The 21,424-nt window shown below is 70.0% G+C and carries 28 protein-coding genes and 1 pseudogene; 17 read left to right on the top strand and 12 right to left on the bottom strand.

Going from position 1 to position 21,424, the window contains the following annotated elements:
* Positions 1-13 precede the first annotated feature (13 nt).
* The 11 genes from ACFWI4_RS12310 to ACFWI4_RS12260 all read left to right on the top strand — a co-directional run bounded on the left by ACFWI4_RS12310 (position 14) and on the right by ACFWI4_RS12260 (position 7,239).
* Positions 14-793 (top strand): GntR family transcriptional regulator, encoded by a 780-nt coding sequence (locus tag ACFWI4_RS12310; RefSeq protein WP_387194203.1) that lies wholly within the window; start codon positions 14-16, stop codon positions 791-793.
* A gap of 138 nt (positions 794-931) precedes the next feature.
* Positions 932-1,288, top strand: coding sequence for a hypothetical protein (locus ACFWI4_RS12305; protein ID WP_328447596.1), 357 nt, complete (start codon positions 932-934; stop codon positions 1,286-1,288).
* A gap of 14 nt (positions 1,289-1,302) precedes the next feature.
* Positions 1,303-2,646 carry an FtsK/SpoIIIE domain-containing protein gene (locus tag ACFWI4_RS12300; RefSeq protein ID WP_387194333.1) on the top strand — a complete coding sequence of 448 codons (1,344 nt, stop codon included), beginning with the start codon at positions 1,303-1,305 and terminating at the stop codon, positions 2,644-2,646.
* Between the two features lie 83 nt (positions 2,647-2,729).
* Positions 2,730-2,933: a hypothetical protein gene (locus ACFWI4_RS12295; RefSeq protein ID WP_387194200.1), complete on the top strand. Its 204-nt coding sequence runs from the start codon at positions 2,730-2,732 to the stop codon at positions 2,931-2,933.
* Positions 2,933-3,580 carry a DUF2637 domain-containing protein gene (locus ACFWI4_RS12290; protein WP_387194197.1) on the top strand — a complete coding sequence of 216 codons (648 nt, stop codon included), beginning with the start codon at positions 2,933-2,935 and terminating at the stop codon, positions 3,578-3,580. Before ACFWI4_RS12295 ends, ACFWI4_RS12290 begins: the two co-directional genes overlap by 1 nt.
* Before the next feature lie 20 nt (positions 3,581-3,600).
* Positions 3,601-3,792, top strand: coding sequence for a mobile element transfer protein (locus ACFWI4_RS12285; RefSeq protein WP_328447602.1), 192 nt, complete (start codon positions 3,601-3,603; stop codon positions 3,790-3,792).
* 11 nt (positions 3,793-3,803) lie between these two features.
* Positions 3,804-3,959: a hypothetical protein gene (locus ACFWI4_RS12280; protein ID WP_385707808.1), complete on the top strand. Its 156-nt coding sequence runs from the start codon at positions 3,804-3,806 to the stop codon at positions 3,957-3,959.
* Positions 3,960-3,982: 23 nt separating this feature from the next.
* Positions 3,983-4,300 (top strand): SpdD-like protein, encoded by a 318-nt coding sequence (locus ACFWI4_RS12275; protein ID WP_387194194.1) that lies wholly within the window; start codon positions 3,983-3,985, stop codon positions 4,298-4,300.
* Between the two features lie 91 nt (positions 4,301-4,391).
* Positions 4,392-5,810, top strand: coding sequence for a replication initiator protein RepSA (gene repSA, locus ACFWI4_RS12270; RefSeq protein WP_387194192.1), 1,419 nt, complete (start codon positions 4,392-4,394; stop codon positions 5,808-5,810).
* Positions 5,807-6,004: a helix-turn-helix transcriptional regulator gene (locus ACFWI4_RS12265; protein ID WP_387071590.1), complete on the top strand. Its 198-nt coding sequence runs from the start codon at positions 5,807-5,809 to the stop codon at positions 6,002-6,004. The genes repSA and ACFWI4_RS12265 overlap by 4 nt, the downstream gene beginning before the upstream one ends.
* On the top strand, positions 6,004-7,239 hold the full coding sequence (locus ACFWI4_RS12260; RefSeq protein ID WP_387194189.1) for a tyrosine-type recombinase/integrase: 1,236 nt from the start codon (positions 6,004-6,006) through the stop codon (positions 7,237-7,239). Before ACFWI4_RS12265 ends, ACFWI4_RS12260 begins: the two co-directional genes overlap by 1 nt.
* A 186-nt stretch (positions 7,240-7,425) precedes the next feature.
* On the opposite strand, the gene ACFWI4_RS12255 is transcribed toward ACFWI4_RS12260, so the two are convergent.
* Positions 7,426-8,052 carry a hypothetical protein gene (locus ACFWI4_RS12255; protein ID WP_387194186.1) on the bottom strand — a complete coding sequence of 209 codons (627 nt, stop codon included), beginning with the start codon at positions 8,050-8,052 and terminating at the stop codon, positions 7,426-7,428.
* Between the two features lie 121 nt (positions 8,053-8,173).
* On the opposite strand from ACFWI4_RS12255, the gene ACFWI4_RS12250 reads away from it, so the two are divergent.
* The gene (locus tag ACFWI4_RS12250) at positions 8,174-8,614 is read left to right on the top strand and encodes an alcohol dehydrogenase catalytic domain-containing protein (protein WP_387194183.1); all 441 of its coding nucleotides are present in this window, start codon (positions 8,174-8,176) and stop codon (positions 8,612-8,614) included.
* 86 nt (positions 8,615-8,700) lie between these two features.
* Here the strand turns inward: ACFWI4_RS12250 and ACFWI4_RS12245 are convergent, their stop codons facing one another.
* On the bottom strand, positions 8,701-9,174 hold the full coding sequence (locus tag ACFWI4_RS12245) for a hypothetical protein (RefSeq protein WP_387194180.1): 474 nt from the start codon (positions 9,172-9,174) through the stop codon (positions 8,701-8,703).
* A 536-nt stretch (positions 9,175-9,710) separates the two neighbouring features.
* On the opposite strand from ACFWI4_RS12245, the gene ACFWI4_RS12240 reads away from it, so the two are divergent.
* Positions 9,711-10,187, top strand: a complete 477-nt coding sequence (locus ACFWI4_RS12240; RefSeq protein WP_387194177.1) for a hypothetical protein — start codon at positions 9,711-9,713, stop codon at positions 10,185-10,187.
* Between the two features lie 281 nt (positions 10,188-10,468).
* Here ACFWI4_RS12240 and ACFWI4_RS12235 read toward each other — a convergent pair whose 3' ends face one another.
* Positions 10,469-11,257, bottom strand: a complete 789-nt coding sequence (locus tag ACFWI4_RS12235) for a hypothetical protein (protein WP_385403961.1) — start codon at positions 11,255-11,257, stop codon at positions 10,469-10,471.
* 354 nt (positions 11,258-11,611) lie between these two features.
* Here ACFWI4_RS12235 and ACFWI4_RS12230 point away from each other — a divergent pair, with 354 nt between their 5' ends.
* Entirely contained in the window at positions 11,612-12,094 is a 483-nt protein-coding gene (locus ACFWI4_RS12230) for a GNAT family N-acetyltransferase (RefSeq protein ID WP_387194330.1), read from the top strand.
* A 40-nt stretch (positions 12,095-12,134) separates the two neighbouring features.
* Here ACFWI4_RS12230 and ACFWI4_RS12225 read toward each other — a convergent pair whose 3' ends face one another.
* Positions 12,135-12,455: a GYD domain-containing protein gene (locus ACFWI4_RS12225; protein WP_385403966.1), complete on the bottom strand. Its 321-nt coding sequence runs from the start codon at positions 12,453-12,455 to the stop codon at positions 12,135-12,137.
* A gap of 363 nt (positions 12,456-12,818) precedes the next feature.
* Positions 12,819-13,292 (bottom strand): carboxymuconolactone decarboxylase family protein, encoded by a 474-nt coding sequence (locus ACFWI4_RS12220; RefSeq protein ID WP_387194174.1) that lies wholly within the window; start codon positions 13,290-13,292, stop codon positions 12,819-12,821.
* A gap of 170 nt (positions 13,293-13,462) precedes the next feature.
* Here ACFWI4_RS12220 and ACFWI4_RS12215 point away from each other — a divergent pair, with 170 nt between their 5' ends.
* Together ACFWI4_RS12215 and ACFWI4_RS12210 are read left to right on the top strand one after the other, a co-directional pair.
* Complete coding sequence (locus ACFWI4_RS12215; RefSeq protein ID WP_387194171.1) at positions 13,463-13,822, top strand: DUF6233 domain-containing protein; 360 nt, start codon at positions 13,463-13,465, stop codon at positions 13,820-13,822.
* Positions 13,819-14,082, top strand: coding sequence for a hypothetical protein (locus ACFWI4_RS12210; RefSeq protein ID WP_387194168.1), 264 nt, complete (start codon positions 13,819-13,821; stop codon positions 14,080-14,082). The genes ACFWI4_RS12215 and ACFWI4_RS12210 overlap by 4 nt, the downstream gene beginning before the upstream one ends.
* A gap of 67 nt (positions 14,083-14,149) precedes the next feature.
* On the opposite strand, the gene ACFWI4_RS12205 is transcribed toward ACFWI4_RS12210, so the two are convergent.
* The 5 genes from ACFWI4_RS12205 to rpsB all read right to left on the bottom strand — a co-directional run bounded on the left by ACFWI4_RS12205 (position 14,150) and on the right by rpsB (position 18,804).
* Complete coding sequence (locus tag ACFWI4_RS12205) at positions 14,150-15,289, bottom strand: phosphatidate cytidylyltransferase (protein ID WP_387194165.1); 1,140 nt, start codon at positions 15,287-15,289, stop codon at positions 14,150-14,152.
* Complete coding sequence (gene frr / locus ACFWI4_RS12200; RefSeq protein WP_037625129.1) at positions 15,289-15,846, bottom strand: ribosome recycling factor; 558 nt, start codon at positions 15,844-15,846, stop codon at positions 15,289-15,291. Before frr ends, ACFWI4_RS12205 begins: the two co-directional genes overlap by 1 nt.
* 172 nt (positions 15,847-16,018) lie before the next feature.
* Positions 16,019-16,789: a UMP kinase gene (gene pyrH, locus ACFWI4_RS12195; protein WP_385403978.1), complete on the bottom strand. Its 771-nt coding sequence runs from the start codon at positions 16,787-16,789 to the stop codon at positions 16,019-16,021.
* A gap of 182 nt (positions 16,790-16,971) precedes the next feature.
* Positions 16,972-17,808: a translation elongation factor Ts gene (gene tsf, locus ACFWI4_RS12190; protein ID WP_387194161.1), complete on the bottom strand. Its 837-nt coding sequence runs from the start codon at positions 17,806-17,808 to the stop codon at positions 16,972-16,974.
* 96 nt (positions 17,809-17,904) lie between these two features.
* Positions 17,905-18,804 (bottom strand): 30S ribosomal protein S2, encoded by a 900-nt coding sequence (rpsB, locus tag ACFWI4_RS12185; RefSeq protein ID WP_387194158.1) that lies wholly within the window; start codon positions 18,802-18,804, stop codon positions 17,905-17,907.
* Between the two features lie 246 nt (positions 18,805-19,050).
* Here rpsB and ACFWI4_RS12180 point away from each other — a divergent pair.
* Positions 19,051-19,659, top strand: a pseudogene (locus ACFWI4_RS12180) (peptidoglycan DD-metalloendopeptidase family protein); the annotation flags it as partial.
* A gap of 106 nt (positions 19,660-19,765) precedes the next feature.
* On the opposite strand, the gene ACFWI4_RS12175 reads toward ACFWI4_RS12180, so the two are convergent.
* On the bottom strand, positions 19,766-20,323 hold the full coding sequence (locus ACFWI4_RS12175; protein WP_387194327.1) for a TetR/AcrR family transcriptional regulator: 558 nt from the start codon (positions 20,321-20,323) through the stop codon (positions 19,766-19,768).
* Between the two features lie 207 nt (positions 20,324-20,530).
* Positions 20,531-21,373 (bottom strand): RNA polymerase sigma factor WhiG, encoded by an 843-nt coding sequence (gene whiG / locus ACFWI4_RS12170; RefSeq protein ID WP_387194156.1) that lies wholly within the window; start codon positions 21,371-21,373, stop codon positions 20,531-20,533.
* Positions 21,374-21,424: the final 51 nt, after the last annotated feature.

Raw genomic sequence — 21,424 nt, 5'->3', positions numbered from 1 at the left:
GCAGGGAAGGACTATGGGAACTGCGGCGGGAGGGGTCGGTTCCGGGCCTCGGTACGTTCAGATCGCGGACGAGATCGTGCGGCAGATCCGGGCGGGTGTTCTCAAGCCCGGTGACATGGTGCCCAGTGAATCGGAGCTGGTAGAGCGCTATGGCGTCTCGGGCGGGACGATCCGTAAGGCCATGGTCGAGGTGCGGGCGAGTGGGCTGGTCGAGACCCGGCACGGCAAGGGTTCGATCGTGAAGGACCGGCCTCCGGTGCGGCACCGTTCCTCCGACCGCTTCCGGCGGTCGCTGCGGCGTGGAGGGCAGGCGGCCTACCTCGCGGAGTCCGCGCAGTCCGGGGCCACCGCCAAGGTCAGCGTCCTCTACATCGGCCCCCTGGAGGCGCCCGAGGATGCCGCCGGACGTCTGGGCGTCCCCGTCGGCACACAGGTGCTGGCCCGTCGGCGTCTCTACTTCCGCAACGGCACGCCGGTCGAGACCGCCACGTCCTACCTGCCCTGGGACGTCGTGAAGGACATCCCCGAGCTGTTCGCCGAGAATCCCGGCGGCGGTGGCATTTACGCCCGACTCGAAGACCACGGGCATGAGTTCGCCGAGTTCGTCGAGACGGTGCAAGCGCGGCCGGCCTCCAAGGCGGAGGCTTCGGAGTTGGCGCTGAGCCCGGGTGCACCGGTGGTCCACCTGATCCGTGAGGCCCGTACAACCGCGGGTCTCGTGGTCGAGGTGTGCGACACCCTCATGGCAGCTGACCAGTTCGTCTTCGAGTACCGGATCCCCGCCGAGGACTGACGGCCACTCAGCATCCCGCAGCCCGCCACGAGTTCTTCTTCGTGGCGGGTTGACTCATATACAGGAGTGAGGCACTCTTCTTCGTGTCACTCCTATACATGAGTGACGGAGTCCAGCATCTATAGAGGAGTGAGTTCTGTGCGTCAGATTCCCGTCGACACCTCCGGTGCAGTCGTGATGGTCGCCAAGTCCCCGCAGGTCAAGGTGCGTGACCGCCGTACCGGTGAGGTCGCCACCGACACGGAGACCGGGGCGAGGCTGATGACCGTGGACGTGATGTTCGCGGCGAACGAGGAGGTGGAGATCCTGTCCATCACCGTCCCGGAACCGGGCATCTCCGGTGAGCTGGCCATGGGCACGCCGGTCGCGCTCACGGGCCTCATCGCCCGGCCCTGGGAGAACGACTTCAACGGCCAGAGGCGGCACGGGATCGCGTTCCGCGCGGTCGCGGTCACCTCGCTCGTCGGTGCTGCCGCCGGGTCCAAGGCAGCCTGATCGTGGCCGACTTCATGGTCGTTCTGGTCCTGGTCGTCGCTGCCGTGGGTCTCCTGCGGTGGCGGCGCCCCGCCTGGTACTGGTTGACCTTCGGGGTCACGCTGGCCGTGTTACGAGTCCTGGTCCGCTACCGCTCGGTCATGGACGCGTGCGGGCTGACCGTGCCGCCCTCGCGGTGGCGGCTCGCCCTGGCCCGTGCCGCCAACCGGCCGATGCCGGAGTCGCGTCCCCCGCGCATCCTGCGGCTGCGGCCGACCCGTACCGGCCTGGTCCTGAGACTCAAACTCCGCCCCGGGCAGGACGCCTTCGACGTCGTCGTCGCCTCGGACCGGCTCCGGCACTCGTTCTCGATGTACGGCGTGACCTCGCGTGAACTGCGCTCCGGCGTCGTCGAGGTGCGGATGACCGGCTACGACGTGCTCAAGCGAGTGCAGATGCCGACCGAGAGCGATCGCCGACCGCTGCGGGTACCGGTCGCACTGCGCGAGGACGGGGCGGTGCACTACCGCGACTACCGGGCCGTGCCCCATGCCCTCACCCTCGGCGCCACGGAATCGGGCAAGTCCGTGTACCAACGCAACCTGGTCGCGGGTCTCGCCCCGATGGACGTTGCCCTCGTCGGCATCGACTGCAAACAAGGGGTCGAACTGTTCCCGCTGGCCCGCCGGTTCTCGGCGCTGGCCGACGATCCCGACACCGCCGCGGAAGTGCTCGAAGCGCTTGTGGTCCGGATGGGGCACGTCTATCAGCTCATCCGGTCCCAGCAACGGATCACCTCCGCCGTCCCGGACGCGGAGATCGCCTCCGACATCTGGGACCTGCCCGACGACCTCCGCCCGGTCCCGGTCGTGGTCCTGGTCGACGAGGTCGCCGAACTCGCCCTGTACGCGAGCAAGGACGAGGAGAAGCGCCGCGACCGCATCATCACCGCCCTGGTCCGCCTCGCCCAGCTCGGCCGCGCGGCCGGCATCTACCTGGAGATCTGCGGGCAGCGCTTCGGCTCCGAACTCGGCAAAGGCATCACCATGCTTCGCGCCCAGCTCACCGGCCGCACAGCCCATCGCGTCAACGACGAGACCTCGGCCAACATGGCCTTCGGCGACATCTCCCCGGACGCCGTCCTCGCCGCGATCCAGATCCCGGCCGAGACACGGGGCATCGCCATCGCGGGTGACTCCTCCGGCGGGTGGCACCGCATCCGTGCCCCGCACACCTCGCTCCGCCAGGCCGTGAACATCTGCAACCGGCACGCCGATCGGACCCCGGACCTGCCCGAGCTGGCTCCGTTCCGGCCCGCTCTCCCCAGCGCTGCCACCGAGCCTGTGCCGCTGGTCAAGGCGTCCTCGGTCACCGTCTGATCCCTGCCCCACCCCCACGGTTGGCGCGACCGCCTTCGCGCCAAGTCCCTACCCCGCCATGCCCAAAGAAGTGGAGACCCGCCATGTGCCCGAACTGCGAGGACTTCGCCCGGACCGTGCTCCTGCTCGGCCAACTCGCGCTCTACGCCGACACGGACGGCGCAGACCTCGACTTCGTGGACGCCGTCAGCCCGGCCCTCGCCGCCTCGCTGCCCGAGCCGCCGTCCGGTGTGTTCCCGGACGGCTACGACCCTGACGACGGCCCCACCTATCCCGGCGACGTCTGATGGGCACCCGTCACGGCCTCCGGGTCGACGCGGTCCTGATTCAGGCCGTGATCGCCGGTGCCCTGTCCTTCGCCCACCTGCACGACCTGGCCGCCGCTGCCGGACAGAACGGCTGGAAGGCATGGGCCTACCCGGTCAGTGTCGACCTGCTCCTCGTCGCCGCCTGGCGGAGGCTGCGCAGCGAGGGACCGTCTCGGCTGGCCTGGTGCTGGTTCGTCGTCGCGCTGTTCGCCTCGCTCGGGGCCAACATCGCCACCGCCGGGTTCCTCGACCTGGCCGACCCGCCCGCTCCGCTCCGCCTCGGCATCGCCGGATGGCCCGCGCTCGCCTTCCTCGGCGGGACCCTGCTCGCCCACTCGTCCGCTGCCGAATCGGAAGCGGAGACGGTTCCGCCGGCCCCCGCCGTGGGAGCACCGGACGCCGAACAGCCCATGTCGGAAGCCGCTCCCGCGCCTGCCGCACTCCCCGCTCCGGAAGCCACTACTGCCGCTGCGCCCCCGGTCCCCGCCGTCCTCGTCGATCACGCCCGCAAGGTCGCCGACGAGTACCGCGCCCGCACCGGCTCCCCGATCGATCCCGACACCCTCGGCTCCCGCCTCGGCGTCCCGTCCCACCTTGCCGACGCCATCGCAGCTCACCTCACCTGATCAGGAATGAGGCACCCACGATGCCCGCAAGCGACAACTTCCACTCCCTGATGCGGATCGGCCCCGTGCAGATCGGTACCCACCGCGACCGCAACGGCCGCACCACGCACGCCGCCGTCTGCACCGCCGACCGCTGCGGCTGGTCCGCCGACTACTCCAGCCAGACCGCCGCCCAGCTCGCCGCCCGCACCCACCGCTGCACCGTCCGCTGAGGAGACACCCCGTGCAGGTCCCGCTCTGGCTCGCCCTGGCCGCCGTCGGCTACCTCGGCGTCAAGCTCATCCGCCCGCCCTGGTGGCTCATCGCCGTGCTCCTCCTCGGCGGCTACCTCCTCGCCGACAGCGTCCTCGCCCCCGCCATCGACACCGCCGTCAAGTAGCGCACCGCGAAGGAGAACTGCCCATGCTCCGACCCAAGTTCCCGACGATGCCCCAGCCCACCGGCCTGATCACCCCGCCCGCCGTCATCCAGCCGACCACCATCACCCCGGGCGCCACGGTCCCGCAGCCGGTCGCTGTCGCCCCCGCGCCGTCCCGCCCGGTCGTCCAGCTCACCCCCGTCACCGCGCTCGCGCTCGTGGGCGGCGGAACGGCCGTGGTCCTGGTCGTCGGCGCCGTCCTGGTCTCGCTGCTCCTGGCGGTCGCCATCACCGGCGCTTCTGTCGCTGTCTGCGCGGTCGTCCTGCGCTCCCTGCTCGCCTCCGACGCCAAGCGCCGCTGACCGGCGCCCGGGCGGCCTCGATACCGCCAAGCATCCGCCGCCCGGGAGCCGTCCCCGCCGATCGATCTCTCAACCGGAAGGAACCCCCAGCATGGCCCACCGGGCCTCTCCCTCGACACAGAAGGCGCCCACGTCCGCCCCGACGCTCGACCCGATCACCCTCGGAGACATCCTCCGGGTGGCCTCGGTTTCCGACTACACCCGTTGGGAGGACCAGATCCGCCGCACCGGCGGCTGCTCCGACCCGATCCACCTGACCGGCTGGACCCTCGCCAAGGACAAGACCACCGGCGAGACCCTGCACCACTACTCAACCGAGAACGAACCCGGCGGACGCCTGCGCCTCGCCTGCGGCAACCGCCGCGCCTCCCGCTGCCCTTCCTGCGCCTGGACGTACGCGGGCGACACCTACAACCTGATCCGTGCCGGCCTCGCCGGAGACGATCGCCGGGACATCCCGGCCACCGTCCGCGATCACCCGCGGGTCTTCGCCACACTCACCGCGCCCTCGTTCGGCCCGGTCCACAACCGCCCCGACCATTCCGGCACCTGCCGCTGCGGCACCGCCCACTCCCCCGACGCCGCCGAACTGGGCACCGCCCTCGACCCCGACACCTACGACTACGCGGGCGCCGTCCTCTTCAACAACCACGCCGGGCAGCTCTGGCAGCGCTTCACCACCCGCCTGCGCCGCGAACTCGCCGCTCGCGCCGGACTGCCCCGCCGCGAACTCGCCGAGCACCTGCGCGTCTCGTACGGCAAGGTCGCCGAGTTTCAGAAGCGCGGCGCCCTCCACTTCCACGCCGTCGTACGCCTCGACGGTCCCGAAGGGCCCGGAACACCGCCGCCCGCGTGGGCCACGGTCGACCTGCTCACGGACGCGCTGCGCGCCGCCGTCGCGCACTCGTACACATCCGTCTCGGTCCCGGCCGCGGGAGACCAACCGGCCCGGACCTTCCGATGGGGAAGACAGCTCGACGTCCGCCCGGTCAAAGCCTTCGGGAACGGCTCCGACATCACCGAACAGGCCGTCGCGTCGTACGTGGCCAAGTACGCCACCAAGGCCGCCGAGAGCACCGGCACCCTGGACCGCCGCATCGGCGAACTCGCCGAACTCGACCGCCACGGCGTGCCCGACCACACCCGGCGACTCATCACCGCGTGCCGCGACCTGGACGGCCTCTACCCGGACCGGCGCCTCTGGGTCTGGGCGCACATGCTCGGCTTCCGCGGGCACTTCTCGTCCAAGTCGCGCACGTACTCCACCACGCTCGGCGCCATCCGCCAGGAACGCGCCGACTACCGCGCCGCCCAGGAGGCATCGGTCCTCGGCCTCGACGACCGCGAGCCGGACACCGTACTCGTCCTGACCGACTGGCAGTACGCCGGCCACGGCCACACCCCGGGCGAGGCCGCCCTCGCCGCAACGATCGCCCGTGACCTCCAGGCCAACCGCGAGACCGCCCGCGAAGCTCTGCGAGACCTGGAAGTGAAAGGGGCTGCGGCATGACCGTTCGCACGCTTCCCGAGCGGTACCTGACTCCGGCCGATGTCGCTGAACTCCTGGGTGTTCCGGTCGAGACGCTGTACCAGTGGCGGCGCAAGCGCTCGGGTCCTCCGGCCTTCCGGGTCGGTCGTCATCTTCGATACGACCCTGTGCGGCTCCGCCAGTGGATCGACGCTCTGACCGAGGCGGCCGCCTGATGCCGGGGCATGTGCAGGATCGCTGGTACAAGACGGAACCGGGTCCGGGCGGCAAGCCGGTCAAGGTCAAATCGGACCGCTACGGCAACGGCCTCCGCTACCGGGCCCGCTACGTCGGGCCGGACGGCACCGAGAAGAGCCGGTCCTTTCCCGACCGTCAGAAGCGTCGGGCGGAGGAGTGGCTGGCCGAGACGGCCGCCGACATGTCTCGGGGCCAGTACATCGATCCCAAGGCAGCACAGACGACCTTCCAGCAGTACGCGGAACGCTGGATCACTGGGCAGACAACCGACCTGAACACACGCATCGGAGCGGAGACCCGCCTTCGGCTCCATGTCTTCCCTCGTATCGGGTCGCGCCCCCTTGGGTCCTTCCGGCCGCTCCACATCCGCGAGTTCGTGCGGGACCTGGAGAACGGCCCGATGAGCGGCACCTACGCCCGCAACATCTACGCCAACGTGCGCGCGGTGCTGTCGGCCGCCGTGGATGACGGTCACCTCGCCCGGAATCCGTGTTCGGCGGCGTCTGTCCGGCCGCCTGCCGCCTCCGCCGCCCGGGTCGTCCCCTGGTTGCCGTCACAGGTTCGGGCAGTCCGCGATGCCCTGCCGGAGCGCTACCGAGCCATGGTCGACGTGGGCAGCGGCTGCGGTCTCCGCCAGGGCGAGATCATCGGTCTGGCCGAGGACTCCGCACAGCTCGACGGTGACACGCTTCGGGTCACGGCTCAGGTCAAGCTGATCAGGGGCGTCGCCGTCTTCGCTCCGCCCAAGGGCAACAAGGAGCGGGACGTACCGCTGCCGTCCTCGGTGGCCTACGCCTTGCGGCGGCACATCGCGAGTCACCCGCCCATGGCGATCAAGCTGCCGTGGATCCGGCCGGACGGCCCCCTCACAGAGCGGCGGCTGATCTTCACCAACACGGCCGACGGAATCGTCTGGCGGAGCAACTTCAACGCCCTGGAGTGGAAGCGCGCCCTTGCGAGGGCCGGCCTCATCCCGACGCCCGACCCCGGGAAGCCGTACGCCTCCGCCCGACAGCACGGGATGCACGCCCTTCGCCACTTCTACGCTTCGGTCCTCCTGGACGCGGGCGAGAGCATCAAGGCGGTGAGTGAATACCTCGGACACTCCGACCCGGCGATGACGCTGCGGGTGTACGCCCACCTGATGCCCAGCAGCCGCGAGCGAGCCCGCCGGGCCCTGGACGAGGTCTTCGTCACGGCCCGGGAACCCTGACGGCCCAGGGACGGCCCAGCGGGTACAAGGCAGCCCCCTATTCGCGGCAACATCGCTGGTAGGGGGCTTCTTTGAGCCCGGATCACATAAGTTCTCCGGGCTTCGGCATAACCCTTCCAGTGTCGCAGATCAACTCACCCACCCCAGGCCGGAACGGGGTGGGGGCGGTCACCCACGGGTGCGGCCTCAGTCCAGCCGCACGGGAGCGGCCGGGAGCTGTTCCCTGTGGGGCCAGGTGAAGGTGCGATCGGGTTCGAGGTGGGCGTCTCCCCAGTGGATGGCGTGGATGCCGTCCTCGGCATCGGCCGTGAAGAACACGCAGACCAACCTGGTGGAGGCTCCCAGCTCCTCGAACGCTTCGTGCAGCCCCAGGTACTCCTCGGTCGCCAGGTCGTCATCGACATCGAACAGGGTTTCCGGAGGCTGCGGCCCGTGGGCCCGTAACAGCCGGTGCCGAGTCGGCGACGCGTTGGCAGGCAGTCGGGCTCGGTCCAGGGGCCTCGGCCTGTCCGCGTACCGGAAAGGGAAGAGCGCGTGATCGTTGATCACCGCGTACTCATACCCGCGCACGTCTCGCACGGCTTCGTCCAACGCGCGTGCCGTCTCCGCCAGGTTCTCGCGCACCAGGCCGGCGAGGGCGACACCGTACGGACTCCGCTTCTTGAGTCCCGCGGCGAGGTGCGCGGCATGAGCCTTCTCATGCGCCGCTGCCAGCCGCTCCGGGACCGCGGCGGCAAGAGCGCCGGCATGCCGCCCGAATCTCTCGACGGCCCAGGCCGACGGTCCTGCCGGATGACCACCCAACACCGACATGCAGTGCCCCCTCCCCCAGGTCCCCGCCTCTGAACTGTGTGACACGCACACGAACGGCACACAAGGGGGCGATCCGGCCAGGGCGCCACCGAACCAGCCGCGGAAGAGGCTGACGACCCGGATGAATTTCCAGACCTACCGTGCGGCTGTCGCTCGGAGCTTCAGCGCTCTTGACGTGCTGCGCATCGAGCATCTTCCCGTTCGTCCGCTGGCGCCCGGGAGCATCCGTGTCGCGGTCCGGGTCGGCGGGGTGAACCCGGTCGACGCCGCGATCCGCTCCAGTTCGTTCGGCGGGAGCACTCCGTTCGTGCTAGGCACCGAGTTCGCCGGGGTGGTCACCAAGGGTGTCTCGGTCGGCGATCACGTGGTCGGGTTCGGCACGCCTGCCTCGGACGCCGATCTCGTCGACACCTCGCCGGATCGCGTCGTGACGAAGCCGGACGACCTGGCGTGGGACCTCGCCGGGGCGTCGGCGCGGTCGGGCTCGCCACACCGAACCCTGCAGCCGCGACCACCAACCACGACAACCGCGAGTAGCACCACGAACGCGTCTGATCCGTAGCTCTATGCGGGGCGTACAGCCGGTGCCCAGCCGAAACTTCGTCCTTCCTCGGGTGGGCTGAGGCCGATTGACCCGGCACGCGATCTCTAGACCCGTTCCACCAGCTCAATCGCGATGGGTGCGGCGGACTCGATCGCGATCGTGGCCCCTTCGTCCTCCTGTAGGACGTCAGAGGAGGCATCGACGGGGAGTACGACCAGCCTCGTGTGCGGTCGAGGAAGCCGACCCAGGTCCAGAGGCGGATCGTGACGCAGGATGTCGAAGACACGAACGAGAGTCTCGGGGATGCTCACGCTGCACGAGTCCCCACGCTTCAGGAATTGAGGGCTCGGCTCGGTGCGAAACAGCGTGTACGACCACTCCCACGAGCCGGGGTCGAGAGGGAAGGCCACTTGCCCGTTCCAGCGGAACCGGGAATCCGGATCGACCTTCTCCCAGGGCCACTCCACGTAGATGTGGAAGCCCCGAACATCGGCAACTCGCGCCCTCGCCGGTGAGCAACTGACTCTCAGTACATCGCCCACCTGGTAGGCCGGTCGACCGCCCTCGCGCTTCACCACGCTGTTCCTAACATGTCTGATCCGTGTCCGAAGGCTACGGCTGGTTGTTGCCGCCTTCTCGCCCTGGGTCTTGCCGGGGATCTTGGCGACCTGCTGCTTCCCGACTCAGGGGCGGTGGGCTCGTGCGCCCGGTCGTCGAGGCCTGGCTCACCCAATACAAGCAGGGCCGTGCGAGGGTAGCGCCTAGCTGCGGCGATACAGCAATGGACTACGCGACCGCGCAGGTTCGCGAGATCTCGAACCGAACTCGGGTTGCCAGCCCCCTCGCGACTCATCGAAAACGTTGGTGGCAGGTGGATGCCAGCCCCAGTTCGAAAGCCTCTGACCTTCTCGATGCGAACTATGGGCGGAACGGTCGCTGAGGTCTACTGCGCTGTGAACTGGTCATCGAGCGCTGGTAACGGTCGGCTGCGGGCGCCGCAGTTGCTGTGCATCCGTGCTCTATTGCAGAGATTCCGGAGTCGGCGGGCCGTCTTCGTGTGCGGGAACCGGCTACTCGTTCACCGCGTCAAGTCCAACTGGCAGAGAAGGCGCGCATGAAGAAATTGGCTGTCTCGCTCGGCAGCGGCCTGCTGGTCGCCGGGATCAACGCAGGGGTGTGGTGGAACTGGTTCCACGAGCCCTATGCCCTGGCCGACGCGCCCAAGGTCGACGTGACGGTGCGCGCGGAAAAGTCCGGGTACCCCGACGTACAGGAGACAGCCGAGGACGTCGACACTCTCGTACGGGTCTACGTGCAGCGGCTCAAGGACGGAGACGCGAAGGGAATCGCCGAGCTGGCCGGCCCCGCTTTCAAGCGGCCCGGGCCCACCGCGGCCCAGCATGTGCGCGAATACGGCCGGGCGGCGGGCGGTCCCGTCGAGGTCACCGTGCTGGAGGGAGTCGTCCCGTACTTCAACCCGGTGACGGTGACGTACGAACAAACCGGCCAGCGGCAGGAGTTGCTCCTGGTGAAGGACGACGGGCACTGGTGGATAGGCCTCGGCGACGGCGACCCCGCGGCGGGCATGTAGCGATGACCGCGGAACTCTGACGTTCAGCCTCGTCTTTGTCAGGGCCGTTGGTGTCAGCTGCTGATGTCACGGTTGGAGGCGGCCTTGTCACGCGCCCACCTTGCCGAGTCGCGTCCGTAATGGATAGCCGCCATCGTGAGCGATGAGGCCAGGACCTGCGGAATGCCGCCGGGGCTGTGGGCTCTCGGCCCCGGCGGCGCGTTCTCATCGGCCTGTGTGCCGGCGTCTTCGGCTTGGCGGCTGGAGGCGTCCGGCGTGGAGGCCGGGGCCGTGCGGGTGGATCAGCGTCCGGCGCGGCGCGCGGTGACTCCGTTGGGTTCGAAGTCGTAGATCGTGCGGTTGACGCGCAGGCCGTCGACGGCGCCGGACCACAGGTAGTCGCGGCCCTTGCTGACGCCGACGGTGTCGATGGTCGGCTTGTCGCCGCCGTCGTTGAGGGCGGTCTTCAGCTGCGCGAAGGTGCATTCGGTGGTCTGGTTGCAGCCGGTGACGTCGCCCGTGTCGCCGGTGATGCGCCAGGTGCCGGTCGTGGTGGCGTCCAGGTAGGGGCTCCAGCGGTTGGGTACGACGCCGTCCGGGTCCCACACCACCGTGGCGAAAGTGTCGGTCGGGTGCCCGGTGAGGTGCGGGTTGATCTCGATGGAGATGTTCGGCATATTCCGCACGCCGCCGTTCTCCACGTTGAAGGCGGTCTGGAAGACGTGGAAGCCGATCTGGTCCACGTCGAGGAAGTTCTGGCCGACGAAGTCGACCTCGTCTCCGAAGAACGCCTTCTCGCTGGCCGGGCTGAGACTGGTGGAGGCGTCCGCCACCTGGATGCCGAGGCTTCCGTCACCGTAGGGCGGCTTCGAGATCGTGTTGTCGAGGCCGACCGTGGCGAACGGTCCGCGCCGCAGCCCGACGTCCGGCGATCCGATCTCATTGCGGGAGACCACGCCCCAGTAGTCCTGGCCGGGCCGGGGTGCGTCAGGGGCGACAGAGGCCACTGCGGGCAGGGCCGAGGCCGTGATCGCGACGAGTGCGGTGACGCCGAGAGCCGTCTTCCGTCTCATGCCGAAGCGAGCGTTCACGCTCACTCCTTTCAAGTCGATGCAGATCGAGACGCAAGATCACGTCCCCCGCAACGCCTTTCACGGCACGTCCCGGCATATGCCACGACGGATCAGGTCGCACCCGTGCGGGCAGCGACTTGATCCCCCTGGCCGACAGCGCCACGACCGCACCCGGATGATCGCCGCAGCCGGCTGAACGGCCCGGCCGGCGGGACGCCGACGGCGACTTCACGACCGTTCGGCCTCACTGACCTCGGACCGCCCTTACGACAATGGGTCCAGAACGGGGGCTCGGCAGGCGGGCCTCGCGACCACCACAGGGAAGACCGAGGCGACCACGTGAGCACACCCCGCGGAATCCGTGTCACCGCGATGACGGCCGAGCACGCGGACGAGGTTCTGGCCATCTACCGGCAGGACATCGAGGAGGGCGACTCCACCTTCGAGACCGCGGCCCCGTCCTGGGAGGAGTTCGACAGGGCCAAGCTTCCGCGGCATCGCCATGTCGCCCTGGACACGCTGGACGCCTCCGGCCGGGTGCTGGGCTGGGTCGCCGCGACACGGGTCTCGAACCGCGGCGCGTACGCCGGTGTCGTCGAGCATTCCGTGTACGTGCGTCCGGACGCCCGCGGGCGGGGCGTCGGGCGCGCCCTGCTGGACGCCTTCATCACCTCGACCGAGGCCGCGGGCATCTGGACCATCCAGTCGGGCGTCTTCCCCGAGAACACCGGCAGTCTCGCCCTGCACAGAGCGGCGGGATTCCGGGTCATCGGCACGCGCGAACGCATCGGCCGGCGTCACGGCGCCTGGCGCGACGTCGTCCTGATCGAACGCCGTAGCCCGGTGGTCTCCTGAGCGGCCGCCGGGACGGAGGCGGTGGCGTCGGTCCGTGCTGCTACGCGCCCGGCGGGCGGAAGGAGACCTGGCGACGGGCCGCCTCGTCGATCTCGTCGAGGGTGAGGAGCGGCGTTGCCCGGGTGTGGAGCGCGCCGCTGGCCTTGACGCTCAGGCTGACCGCGGCCATGGAGACCGAGTCGGGGAAGTCGAGGACGCACACGAAGTCGTCCTCCCCGAAGGAGAAGTACATGGCCTCGACGGTGCCGCCGAGGCCCGCGACGACCTGCTCGACGGCGGCGCGGCGGCCGCTCGCGCCCTCCTTGAGCACACCCTTCGCGCCCTCGGGCGTATAACGGGCCTGAATGAGGAACTTCGGCATCGAGGTGCTCCCTGCCCATGACGTGACCGGTACACGGATGACCTTCCCGCTGCCGCACCGGCCGCCCATCCACGAACGGCAGGATTCACCCGTACGGCCCGGATAGCCCGGATGGCCGGGACGGCCGGGACGGCTCCGGAGACTCGGAAACCCGGAGACCCAGGAGATCCAGGAGACCCAGGAGATCCAGGACGACCGGGCTGGACCTCGGCGACCCCGTACGACCCCGGCAACCCTGGACCGCCCCGCCCGGCCGACACCCGCGGCGGCCGGCCACCAGCCACCAGCCACCCGCGCCGGCCGCCCAAAGCACCCGGGGCGGCCCGAACACCCGGACCGGTCCGCCCCCGCACACGACCCCGGTTACGCGAACTGGCCGGGCCGGTAGTCGCCGGCGGGCTGCTGGATCATGACGTTCACGCGGTTGAAGGCGTTGATGAGCGCGACGCAGGACACCAGCGCGGCCAGTTGCGCCTCGTCGTAGTGCTTGGCGGCGTTCGCCCAGCACTCGTCCGTGACGCCGCCCGCCGCGTCGGCGATCCGCGTGGCCTGCTCCGTCAGTTCCAGGGCGGCGCGCTCGGCGTCGGTGAAGACGGTCGCCTCCCGCCAGGCCGCGACCAGGTTGAGGCGTACGGACGTCTCGCCCGCGGCCTCGGCGTCCTTGCTGTGCATGTCGGTGCAGAACCCGCAGCCGTTGATCTGACTGGCGCGCAGCTTCACCAGTTCCTGCGTCGCCAGCGGCAGCGTCGACTCCGCGAGCGGCCGGCCCGCGGCGACGATGTGCTTCATGACCTTGGCCGAGACGGGGTCGGCGAAGAGGCTGAGACGGGCTTCCATGGTGCGCTCCCTGGGTCGTTTTCGTGGGCTACACCTGGATGACGGAACGGCCCGAGGCGATGTGACCGGCCCGAGTGTGACCTGCGTCTCCCCATGGAAGGGCGGCCTGACGTGGACGGACGCGCTCCGGGTGCTGTCGCGTCCCCGCGCCAAGGCCTAGAATCGAATACGTGTCCGAAAAAGTGTCCCGCCTGCAACACCTGCGCAGCGTCCGCGTCTGGCTGCTCTGGCAACTGCGCCGCACCGACGACACCATCGCCGAGCTGGAACGCCAGGAGGTGGCCGCCACCCGGGCGGCCCGCACCGCTCCCCCGCGGCCGCGCGGCTGGAAACTCGCGATGCGACGGGCGGGCGGCAGCGAAGGCGGCGGTGCCGGTGCGACCCCGGACGCCGTCCACACGGGCGACTGCGGCCTGGCCGGGAAGAACACGAAGCCGCTCGCCCGCGAGCAGGCCCTCCGGGCGATCACCGAAGACGGCGTCACGGCCTGCCCGTACTGCCGCCCCGACACGGATCTGGGTGTCCTGTGAACCACGAACACGTCCCCTCCGCCCCCATCGTCGTCGGCCGCCCGGCCCCCGCCGGAGGCCGTCGCGTGACGATCCGCGGCCGCAGCGCCGGCATCGCCCACAGCGACGCCGACGTGGTCGAGTTCCTGCGCCGGGCGGGTCTGCCCGACGCGTGGGACCACCTCGACGACCCGCACTGGGTGGAGTGGCAGGACGGCGGACCCCGTACATACGACACCACCCCTCCGGGTCACGGGGATCACGGTGAGGTGATCGGATGACCCGAAGGGGTGGTGTCGTGGCGGTGGTTCGCGGATACGGGGGCCGTAAACGCGTACGGAAAAACGATCAGCCGGATCCGACGAAGAGCACCAGCAGCAGCCAGACGACCGGAGCCGTCGGGAGCAGCGAGTCCAGCCGGTCCATGATGCCGCCGTGGCCCGGCAGCAGCGTGCCCATGTCCTTGATGCCCAGGTCCCGCTTGATCATGGACTCGCCGAGGTCACCGAGCGTGGCGCTGGCCGCGACCGCGAGGCCGAGGATCAGACCCTGCCACCAGGTGCCGTCGTCGATCAGGTACTGCATGCACAGCGCACCCGCCGCCATCGCGAACGTGACCGCTCCGAACAGGCCCTCGCGGGTCTTTCCGGGGCTGATCCGCGGTGCCAGCTTGTGCTTGCCGAAGCGCCAGCCGATCGCGTACGCCCCCGTGTCGCTGACGACCGTCAGCAGCAGGAAGGTGAGCACGCGGCGCGGGCCGTCGTCGGCCGTGAGCATCATGGCCACGAAGGTCGCCAGGAACGGCACGTAGAAGGCCGCGAAGACCCCCGCCGTGACGTCCTTGAGGTAGCCCTCGGGCGGTTCCGTCATCCGCCAGACCAGGACGGCCAGCGCGGTGAGCGCCATGGCCACCCAGGCACCCTCGGCGCCGCCCACGTACCCGGCGACGACCATGGCGGCCCCGCCGAGCGCGAGCGGCACGAGGGGTGCCTTGATGCCCTTGCGCTCCTCCAGCCGTGAGGTGAGCTCCCAGAGCCCCACCACCACGGCGACCGCTATGACGCCCACGAAGACGGCCTTGACGACGAACAGCGACGCGACGATCACCGCGCCGAGACCGACGCCCACTCCTATGGCCGCGCCCAGGTCGCGACCCGCACTCTTCTTCTGCGGTGCGGGGGCGGGCTCGGGTGCGGTGCTGGGCATGGGCTCCTGCGGGCTCTGCGGGTCGTGCGACGGAGCCCCGTAGGGCACCGCCGTCGGCGTGTCGTTGCGGACCGAGGGGCCGCTCAGCCGAGCGGCCCCCCTGTCGTCATCCTGGTCTCCGCCATGTGCGGGTACGTCGGGCGCGGTGGGCATGGGCCGAGTGTGCTGCGCGTCATGCGCATCGTACGTGGGACCCGCCGGGACCGCCCCCTGGGCAGGCCCCTGCTCGGACGGCCCCCAGTACCCGGCTTGTGGCGGCGCTCCCCAGGAAGAGTCGTTCATCAGACCTCGAGCAGCTCCGCTTCCTTGTGCTTCAGGAGCTCGTCCACCTGGGCGACGTACTTCGCCGTGGTGTCGTCGAGTTCCTTCTCCGCACGGCGGACCTCGTCCTCGCCGGACTCCTTGTCCTTGACGAGCTTGTCGAGCGCGTCCTTGGCCTTGCGGCGCACGGCGCGGATCGAGACCTTGGCGTCCTCGCCCTTGGTCCGCGCGACCTTGATGTAGTCCTTGCGGCGCTCTTCGGTCAGCTCGGGGAACGTCACACGGATGATGTTGCCGTCGTTGCTGGGGTTGACGCCCAGGTCGGAGTCGCGGATCGCCTGCTCGATGTTGCGCAGCGCGCTCTTGTCGAACGGGGTCACCACGGCCATGCGCGGCTCCGGGACGGAGAACGAGGCCAGCTGGTTGATCGGCGTCAGCGCGCCGTAGTAGTCGGCCACGATCTTGTTGAACATCGCCGGGTGCGCACGGCCGGTGCGGATCGCGGCGAAGTCCTCCTTGGCGACCACGACGGCCTTCTCCATCTTCTCCTCGGCCTCGAGGAGGGTCTCTTCGATCACCACTTGCTCCTGCGTGTCTTGAGTAGGCCCGGCAGCTGTTCCTCGTCGGAGTCCGGCGGCCGGCTGCGTCGCGTCTTGTTCCTGCACGGTTCCGGACCGGCAGGACATTGTCCATCCCCCGGCCGGGGTCCGTCCCGGACCGGAAGGCGTATCCGGTCGGGAGCGTTCCCCGTCAGGCCCTGCCGCTCGGGTCGCCCACGAGTGTGCCGATCTTCTCACCCTTGACGGCCCGCGCGATATTGCCCTCCGCCAGGAGTTCGAAGACCAGGATCGGCAGCTTGTTGTCCCGGCACAGCGTGATGGCGGTCATGTCGGCGACCTTGAGGTCCCGGGTGATGACCTCGCCGTAGCTGAGCGCGTCGAACTTGACCGCCTCGGGGTTGGTCTTCGGGTCGGAGTCGTAGACACCGTCCACGCCGTTCTTGCCCATGAGGAGCGCCTCTGCGTCGATCTCCAGGGCCCGCTGGGCGGCGGTGGTGTCGGTGGAGAAGTACGGCATGCCCATGCCGGCGCCGAAGATGACCACACGGCCCTTCTCCAGGTGCCGGACACCGCGCAGCGGGATGTAGGGCTCCGCGACCTGGCCCATGGTGATGGCGGTCTGGACGCGGCTGTCGATGCCTTCCTTCTCCAGGAAGTCCTGGAGGGCGAGGCAGTTCATGACGGTGCCGAGCATGCCCATGTAGTCGGAGCGCGCCCGGTCCATGCCGCGCTGCTGGAGTTCGGCGCCGCGGAAGAAGTTGCCGCCGCCGATGACGACGGCGATCTGGGCACCTCCGCGCACGACGGCCGCGATCTCGCGGGCGATCTTGTGCACCACGTCGGGATCGACGCCCAGCCCGCCGCCACCGGCGAACGCCTCGCCGGAAAGCTTCAGCAGGAAGCGGCCCGCGCCTTTGCCGTCGTCGCTCTTCTCGCCGTTTCCGGCCTGGGTGGTGGTCATGGAGATCTCCTCATGGTGCACATACGAAGAAGGCCATTGCCGGTGGGGTGTGTTCGCATCCCATGCTCGGCAATGGCCTCCTCGTCAGATCTGCTGTCCTCCGGCACACACGGGTGCGTGCCGGCGTACGCGGACGACTGCTGTCGACCCTATCGGGGTCGCGCGTCGATCGCTGTACGGACTCAGATGCCGACCTTGATGCGCGAGAAGCGCTTCAGGACGACACCGGCCTCGTTCAGAACCTGCTGGACGGACTTCTTGTTGTCGAGCGCGTAGGGCTGACCGAGGAGGGTGGCCTCCTTGAAGAAGCCGTTGACGCGACCCTCGACGATCTTCGGGAGGGCGGCCTCGGGCTTGCCCTCGGCGCGGGTGGTCTCCTCGGCGACGCGACGCTCGGTCTCGACGACCTCGGCCGGAACGTCCTCACGGGAGAGGTACTTCGGCGCGAAGGCGGCGATGTGCTGCGCGATGCCCTTGGCGAGGTCGGCGTCGGCCTTGTCCAGCTCGACCAGAACACCGATCTGCGGGGGCAGGTCGGGCATGGTGCGGTGCATGTACGCGGACACGAAGGCACCGGAGAACTGGGCGAAGCGGTCCAGGACGATCTTCTCGCCCAGGTTCGCGTTGGCCTCGTCGACGAACGCCTGGACCGTCTTGCCGGGCTCGATCTCGGAGCCGAGCAGCGCCTCGATGTCGGCCGGGGACGTCTTGACGACGTGCGTGGCGATCTCGTTGGCGACGGCCTGGAACTTCGCGCCCTTGGCGACGAAGTCCGTCTCGCACTTCAGCTCGACCAGGACACCGGAGGTGTTGTCGTCGGCGATGATGGAGACCACGGCGCCGTTCTCGGCGGAGCGGCCCTCGCGCTTGGCGACGCCCTTCTGGCCCTTGATCCGCAGCGCCTCGACGGCCTTGTCGACGTTGCCGTCGGCCTCGTCCAGCGCCTTCTTGCAGTCCATCATGCCGGCGCCGGTGAGCTCACGGAGCTTCTTGACGTCAGCGGCGGTGTAGTTCGCCATGATTCCTGGAGTCTCTCTCGAAGTCTGAAGATCTACGGGCGGAACGGCGGGGGCTTGGTGCGCCCCCGCCGTTCACAGACCCGAAGGGGTGAGGGGTCAGGCCTGCTCGGCCTCGGCGGCGGGGGCCTCGACGGCCTCGGCCTCGGCGACGGGGGCCTCGGCCTGCTCGGCGTCGGCGACCTTCTCCGTCTCGGCGGAGGTCTGGACCTCGGCGTCGTCGGCCTTCTTCTCGCCCTCGAGCAGGTCGCGCTCCCACGCGGCGAGCGGCTCGCCCGCGGCCTTGTCACCGGCGGCCTTGCCGGCGCCGGAGCGGGCGATGAGGCCCTCGGCGACGGCGTCGGCGATCACGCGGGTGAGCAGGGTGACGGAGCGGATCGCGTCGTCGTTGCCCGGGATCTTGTAGTCGACCTCGTCGGGGTCACAGTTGGTGTCGAGGATGGCGACGACCGGGATGTTGAGCTTCCGGGCCTCGCCGACCGCGATGTGCTCCTTCTTGGTGTCCACGATCCAGACGGCGCTGGGCACCTTCTGCATCTCGCGGATACCACCGAGGGTCTTCTCCAGCTTGGCCTTCTCGCGCGAGAGCACGAGAAGCTCCTTCTTGGTGAGACCCGAGGCCGCGACGTCCTCGAAGTCGATCTGCTCGAGCTCCTTGAGGCGCTGCAGACGCTTGTAGACGGTGGAGAAGTTGGTGAGCATGCCGCCCAGCCAGCGCTGGTTGACGTAGGGCATGCCGACGCGGGTGGCCTGCTCGGCGATGGCCTCCTGCGCCTGCTTCTTCGTGCCGACGAACATGACCGTGCCGCCGTGGGCGACGGTCTCCTTGACGAACTCGTAGGCGCGGTCGATGTACGACAGCGACTGGAGCAGGTCGATGATGTAGATGCCGTTGCGCTCGGTGAAGATGAAGCGCTTCATCTTCGGGTTCCAGCGACGGGTCTGGTGACCGAAGTGGACGCCGCTTTCCAGCAGCTCCCGCATCGTGACGACGGCCATGGCCGTTCTCCTCGGTTTTCTCGGTTGCCGCGTGTGCCGGACGGCACTCGCGCCTGACGCCCGCGACGCGCCTTGCCACAAAGGACCGAGAGGCGCTGACACCGGTGGTGACCGGATGTCGGGGCGTGCGAAGTCGACCCGATGACCCGGGTCGCCATCAGAAGTGTACGGGACCCGAGAGGGCGCAGGTGACGCCGCTGTCCACAACCGGCCGGTACTCCACAGATCCCGGCCGAGATCCGTCCGATGCGGGACGGTTCCCGCATGCGAGTGAACCGATGTGCGCGTCTGCGGCTTCTCGTGGGCCTGGCCGCGATCCTCCTGGGCGCCTCGGCCCCGTCGGCGCCGGCCCATGGGGCCGGGCCGTCACCGAGAGTTCCCGTCTCCCCGCCCGCGGCCGACCCCTCGGTGCCGGCGGTCGCCCGCGTCTGGCCCGTGGGGGTACGGCCCTTCGTCCTACGGGGCTGGGAGCCGCCGGCGACGGCCTACTCCCGTGGACACCGCGGGGTCGACCTCGCGGCCGGGCCGGGCGACCCGGTGAAGGCCGTCGCGCCGGGCCGGGTGTCCTTCGCGGGCAGGGTCGGGGGCCGCGGGGTCGTCTCGGTGGAACTGTCCGGCACGGGGGCGCCCCCGCTGCGGACGACGTACGGCCCGGTGCGGGCCTCGGTGCACAAGGGCGACGAGGTCCTCGCGGGCCAGGTCCTCGGCACCCTGGAGGCGCCGGACCCGCACTGCGGAGCGCCGCCCTGTCTGCACTGGGGCCTGCTCAGGGGCGCGGTCTACCTCGACCCGCTGTCGCTGCTTCCGCCGTGGCTCCTGGACGCCGGCCCCTCGCGCCTCCTGCCGCTCGACGGCCCGGACACCCGCTCCCGAAGAGCGGAGCGGGACGCGCGGGCGGAGGCGGACGTGCAGGCGGGCGCGGAGACGGGAGCGGTCCGACTGCCGGCGGAAAGGCGGCGGGTCAGCCCCGGACGCCCCGGAGAGTCATCGTCACGGCCGCCTCGGTGATCGCGGAGGGGTCCTCGGCGGCGCCCAGTTCGATGCGCCGGGCCGCCGCGTCCACCACACCCTGGAGGAGCATCGCGGCCAGCCTCGGCTCGGCGTGCCCCATCTCCGCGAGCGCCTCGCCGATCATCGTGACCAGTCCGCCGTGCGCGGCCCGGATCTTGTCCCGGGCGCCCGCGTCGAGTTCACCGGCGGAGATGGCGACCACGGCCCGGTGCCTGCGGTCCCCGACGAGGGCCAGCTGCCGGCGCACATAGGCCTCGACCGTGGCCTCGGGGCCGTCCGCCGCGGCCATCGCCGCCGAGACCTCGGCCGCCCAGACGGGGAAGTCGACCTCGCACAGTTCCTCGACGACGGCCGCCCTGGACCGGAAGTACTCGTACACGGACGAACGCGCGAGGCCCGTGCGCTCGGCGAGCGCGGGGAAGGTCAGCGCCTCCGTCCCGCCCTCGGACAACAGGGACCGCGCCGCGTCCAGCAGGGCGGCTCGCTGCATCGACCGGTGCTCGGCCACGGAGGCCGCTCGAATCCTTGGCACGTCAACCACTGTACGGACGCGGTGCCGTCGACGGGAACCACTCCGGCCGACCCGCCCCGGTGGCGTCCGTCGCACCGGTCCCTCCACCGGGACGGCACCACGGGGCCCCCGGGGCGGCACGACGGCAGCGCGGGATCGCACGGCGTCACGAAGGCACGGCCCGGCGTCACGGCGGCGCCGGGTTCAGCGTCCGAAACTGGCCAGCTTGGCGCGCAGCTGGAGCACCGACTTGGTGTGGATCTGGCTCACCCGGCTCTCGGTCACCCCGAGCACGTTGCCGATCTCCGCGAGGGTGAGTCCCTCGTAGTAGTAGAGCGTGACCACGGTCTTCTCGCGGTCGGGCAGCGTGTTGATCGCCCGCGCCAGCAGCCTGCGCAGCTCCCGGTCCTCGGCCACCTCGACCGGATTGTCGGCGGCGGTGTCCTCCAGCGTGTCCATCAGGCTCAGCCGGTCACCGCCCTCGCCGCCGGCGTGCAGCAGCTCCTCCAGGGCGACCACGTTGGCCAGCGACAACTGGCTGAACACCGCGTGCAGTTCCTCGACGCCGATCCCCATCTCGGCCGCGACCTCGGCCTCGGAGGGGGTGCGGCGCAGCCGTGCCTCCAGGGTCGCGTAGGCGCGCTCCACGTTGCGGGCCTTCTGCCGCACCGACCGCGGGATCCAGTCCAGCGCGCGCAGTTCGTCGATCATGGCGCCGCGGATGCGGGTGATCGCGTACGTCTCGAACTTGATCTCCCGTCCGATGTCGAACTTCTCGATCGCGTCGATCAGTCCGAACACCCCCGACGAGACGAAGTCGGCCTGCTCGACATTGGCCGGCAGACCCACGCTCACGCGGCCCGCGACGTACTTCACCAGCGGCGAGTAGTGCAGGATCAGCTGTTCCCGCAGCCGTTCGTCACCGGTCGACTTGTACGACCGCCACAGCTCGTCGAGCGTCGAGGGCGCGGGCGGACGCACGGTGCCGCCGTCGCGGGCGGCTGGCGGGATCGCCGTCCGGTCGGTCCCGGAGGTGTGCTGGGGCATTCGTCGCCTTGTGCCGTTCTGCCGTGAACTGGGATTACCTGGGCGTCCTGT

Origin of the sequence: Streptomyces sp. NPDC127038, from assembly GCF_042725875.1 — a bacterium.
Lineage (GTDB): Bacteria > Actinomycetota > Actinomycetes > Streptomycetales > Streptomycetaceae > Streptomyces.
This window is presented reverse-complemented; position numbering and strand designations above follow the sequence as displayed.

Coding starts and splice junctions, on each gene's coding strand:
- ACFWI4_RS12310 (WP_387194203.1), top strand. CDS start 14: ATGGGAACTGCGGCGGGAGGGGTCGGTTCCGGGCCTCGGTACGTTCAG.
- ACFWI4_RS12300 (WP_387194333.1), top strand. CDS start 1,303: ATGGTCGTTCTGGTCCTGGTCGTCGCTGCCGTGGGTCTCCTGCGGTGG.
- ACFWI4_RS12295 (WP_387194200.1), top strand. CDS start 2,730: ATGTGCCCGAACTGCGAGGACTTCGCCCGGACCGTGCTCCTGCTCGGC.
- ACFWI4_RS12290 (WP_387194197.1), top strand. CDS start 2,933: ATGGGCACCCGTCACGGCCTCCGGGTCGACGCGGTCCTGATTCAGGCC.
- ACFWI4_RS12285 (WP_328447602.1), top strand. CDS start 3,601: ATGCCCGCAAGCGACAACTTCCACTCCCTGATGCGGATCGGCCCCGTG.
- ACFWI4_RS12275 (WP_387194194.1), top strand. CDS start 3,983: ATGCTCCGACCCAAGTTCCCGACGATGCCCCAGCCCACCGGCCTGATC.
- repSA (WP_387194192.1), top strand. CDS start 4,392: ATGGCCCACCGGGCCTCTCCCTCGACACAGAAGGCGCCCACGTCCGCC.
- ACFWI4_RS12265 (WP_387071590.1), top strand. CDS start 5,807: ATGACCGTTCGCACGCTTCCCGAGCGGTACCTGACTCCGGCCGATGTC.
- ACFWI4_RS12260 (WP_387194189.1), top strand. CDS start 6,004: ATGCCGGGGCATGTGCAGGATCGCTGGTACAAGACGGAACCGGGTCCG.
- ACFWI4_RS12255 (WP_387194186.1), bottom strand. CDS start 8,052: ATGTCGGTGTTGGGTGGTCATCCGGCAGGACCGTCGGCCTGGGCCGTC.
- ACFWI4_RS12250 (WP_387194183.1), top strand. CDS start 8,174: ATGAATTTCCAGACCTACCGTGCGGCTGTCGCTCGGAGCTTCAGCGCT.
- ACFWI4_RS12240 (WP_387194177.1), top strand. CDS start 9,711: ATGAAGAAATTGGCTGTCTCGCTCGGCAGCGGCCTGCTGGTCGCCGGG.
- ACFWI4_RS12230 (WP_387194330.1), top strand. CDS start 11,612: ATGACGGCCGAGCACGCGGACGAGGTTCTGGCCATCTACCGGCAGGAC.
- ACFWI4_RS12225 (WP_385403966.1), bottom strand. CDS start 12,455: ATGCCGAAGTTCCTCATTCAGGCCCGTTATACGCCCGAGGGCGCGAAG.
- ACFWI4_RS12220 (WP_387194174.1), bottom strand. CDS start 13,292: ATGGAAGCCCGTCTCAGCCTCTTCGCCGACCCCGTCTCGGCCAAGGTC.
- ACFWI4_RS12205 (WP_387194165.1), bottom strand. CDS start 15,289: ATGAACGACTCTTCCTGGGGAGCGCCGCCACAAGCCGGGTACTGGGGG.
- pyrH (WP_385403978.1), bottom strand. CDS start 16,789: ATGACCACCACCCAGGCCGGAAACGGCGAGAAGAGCGACGACGGCAAA.
- tsf (WP_387194161.1), bottom strand. CDS start 17,808: ATGGCGAACTACACCGCCGCTGACGTCAAGAAGCTCCGTGAGCTCACC.
- rpsB (WP_387194158.1), bottom strand. CDS start 18,804: ATGGCCGTCGTCACGATGCGGGAGCTGCTGGAAAGCGGCGTCCACTTC.
- whiG (WP_387194156.1), bottom strand. CDS start 21,373: ATGCCCCAGCACACCTCCGGGACCGACCGGACGGCGATCCCGCCAGCC.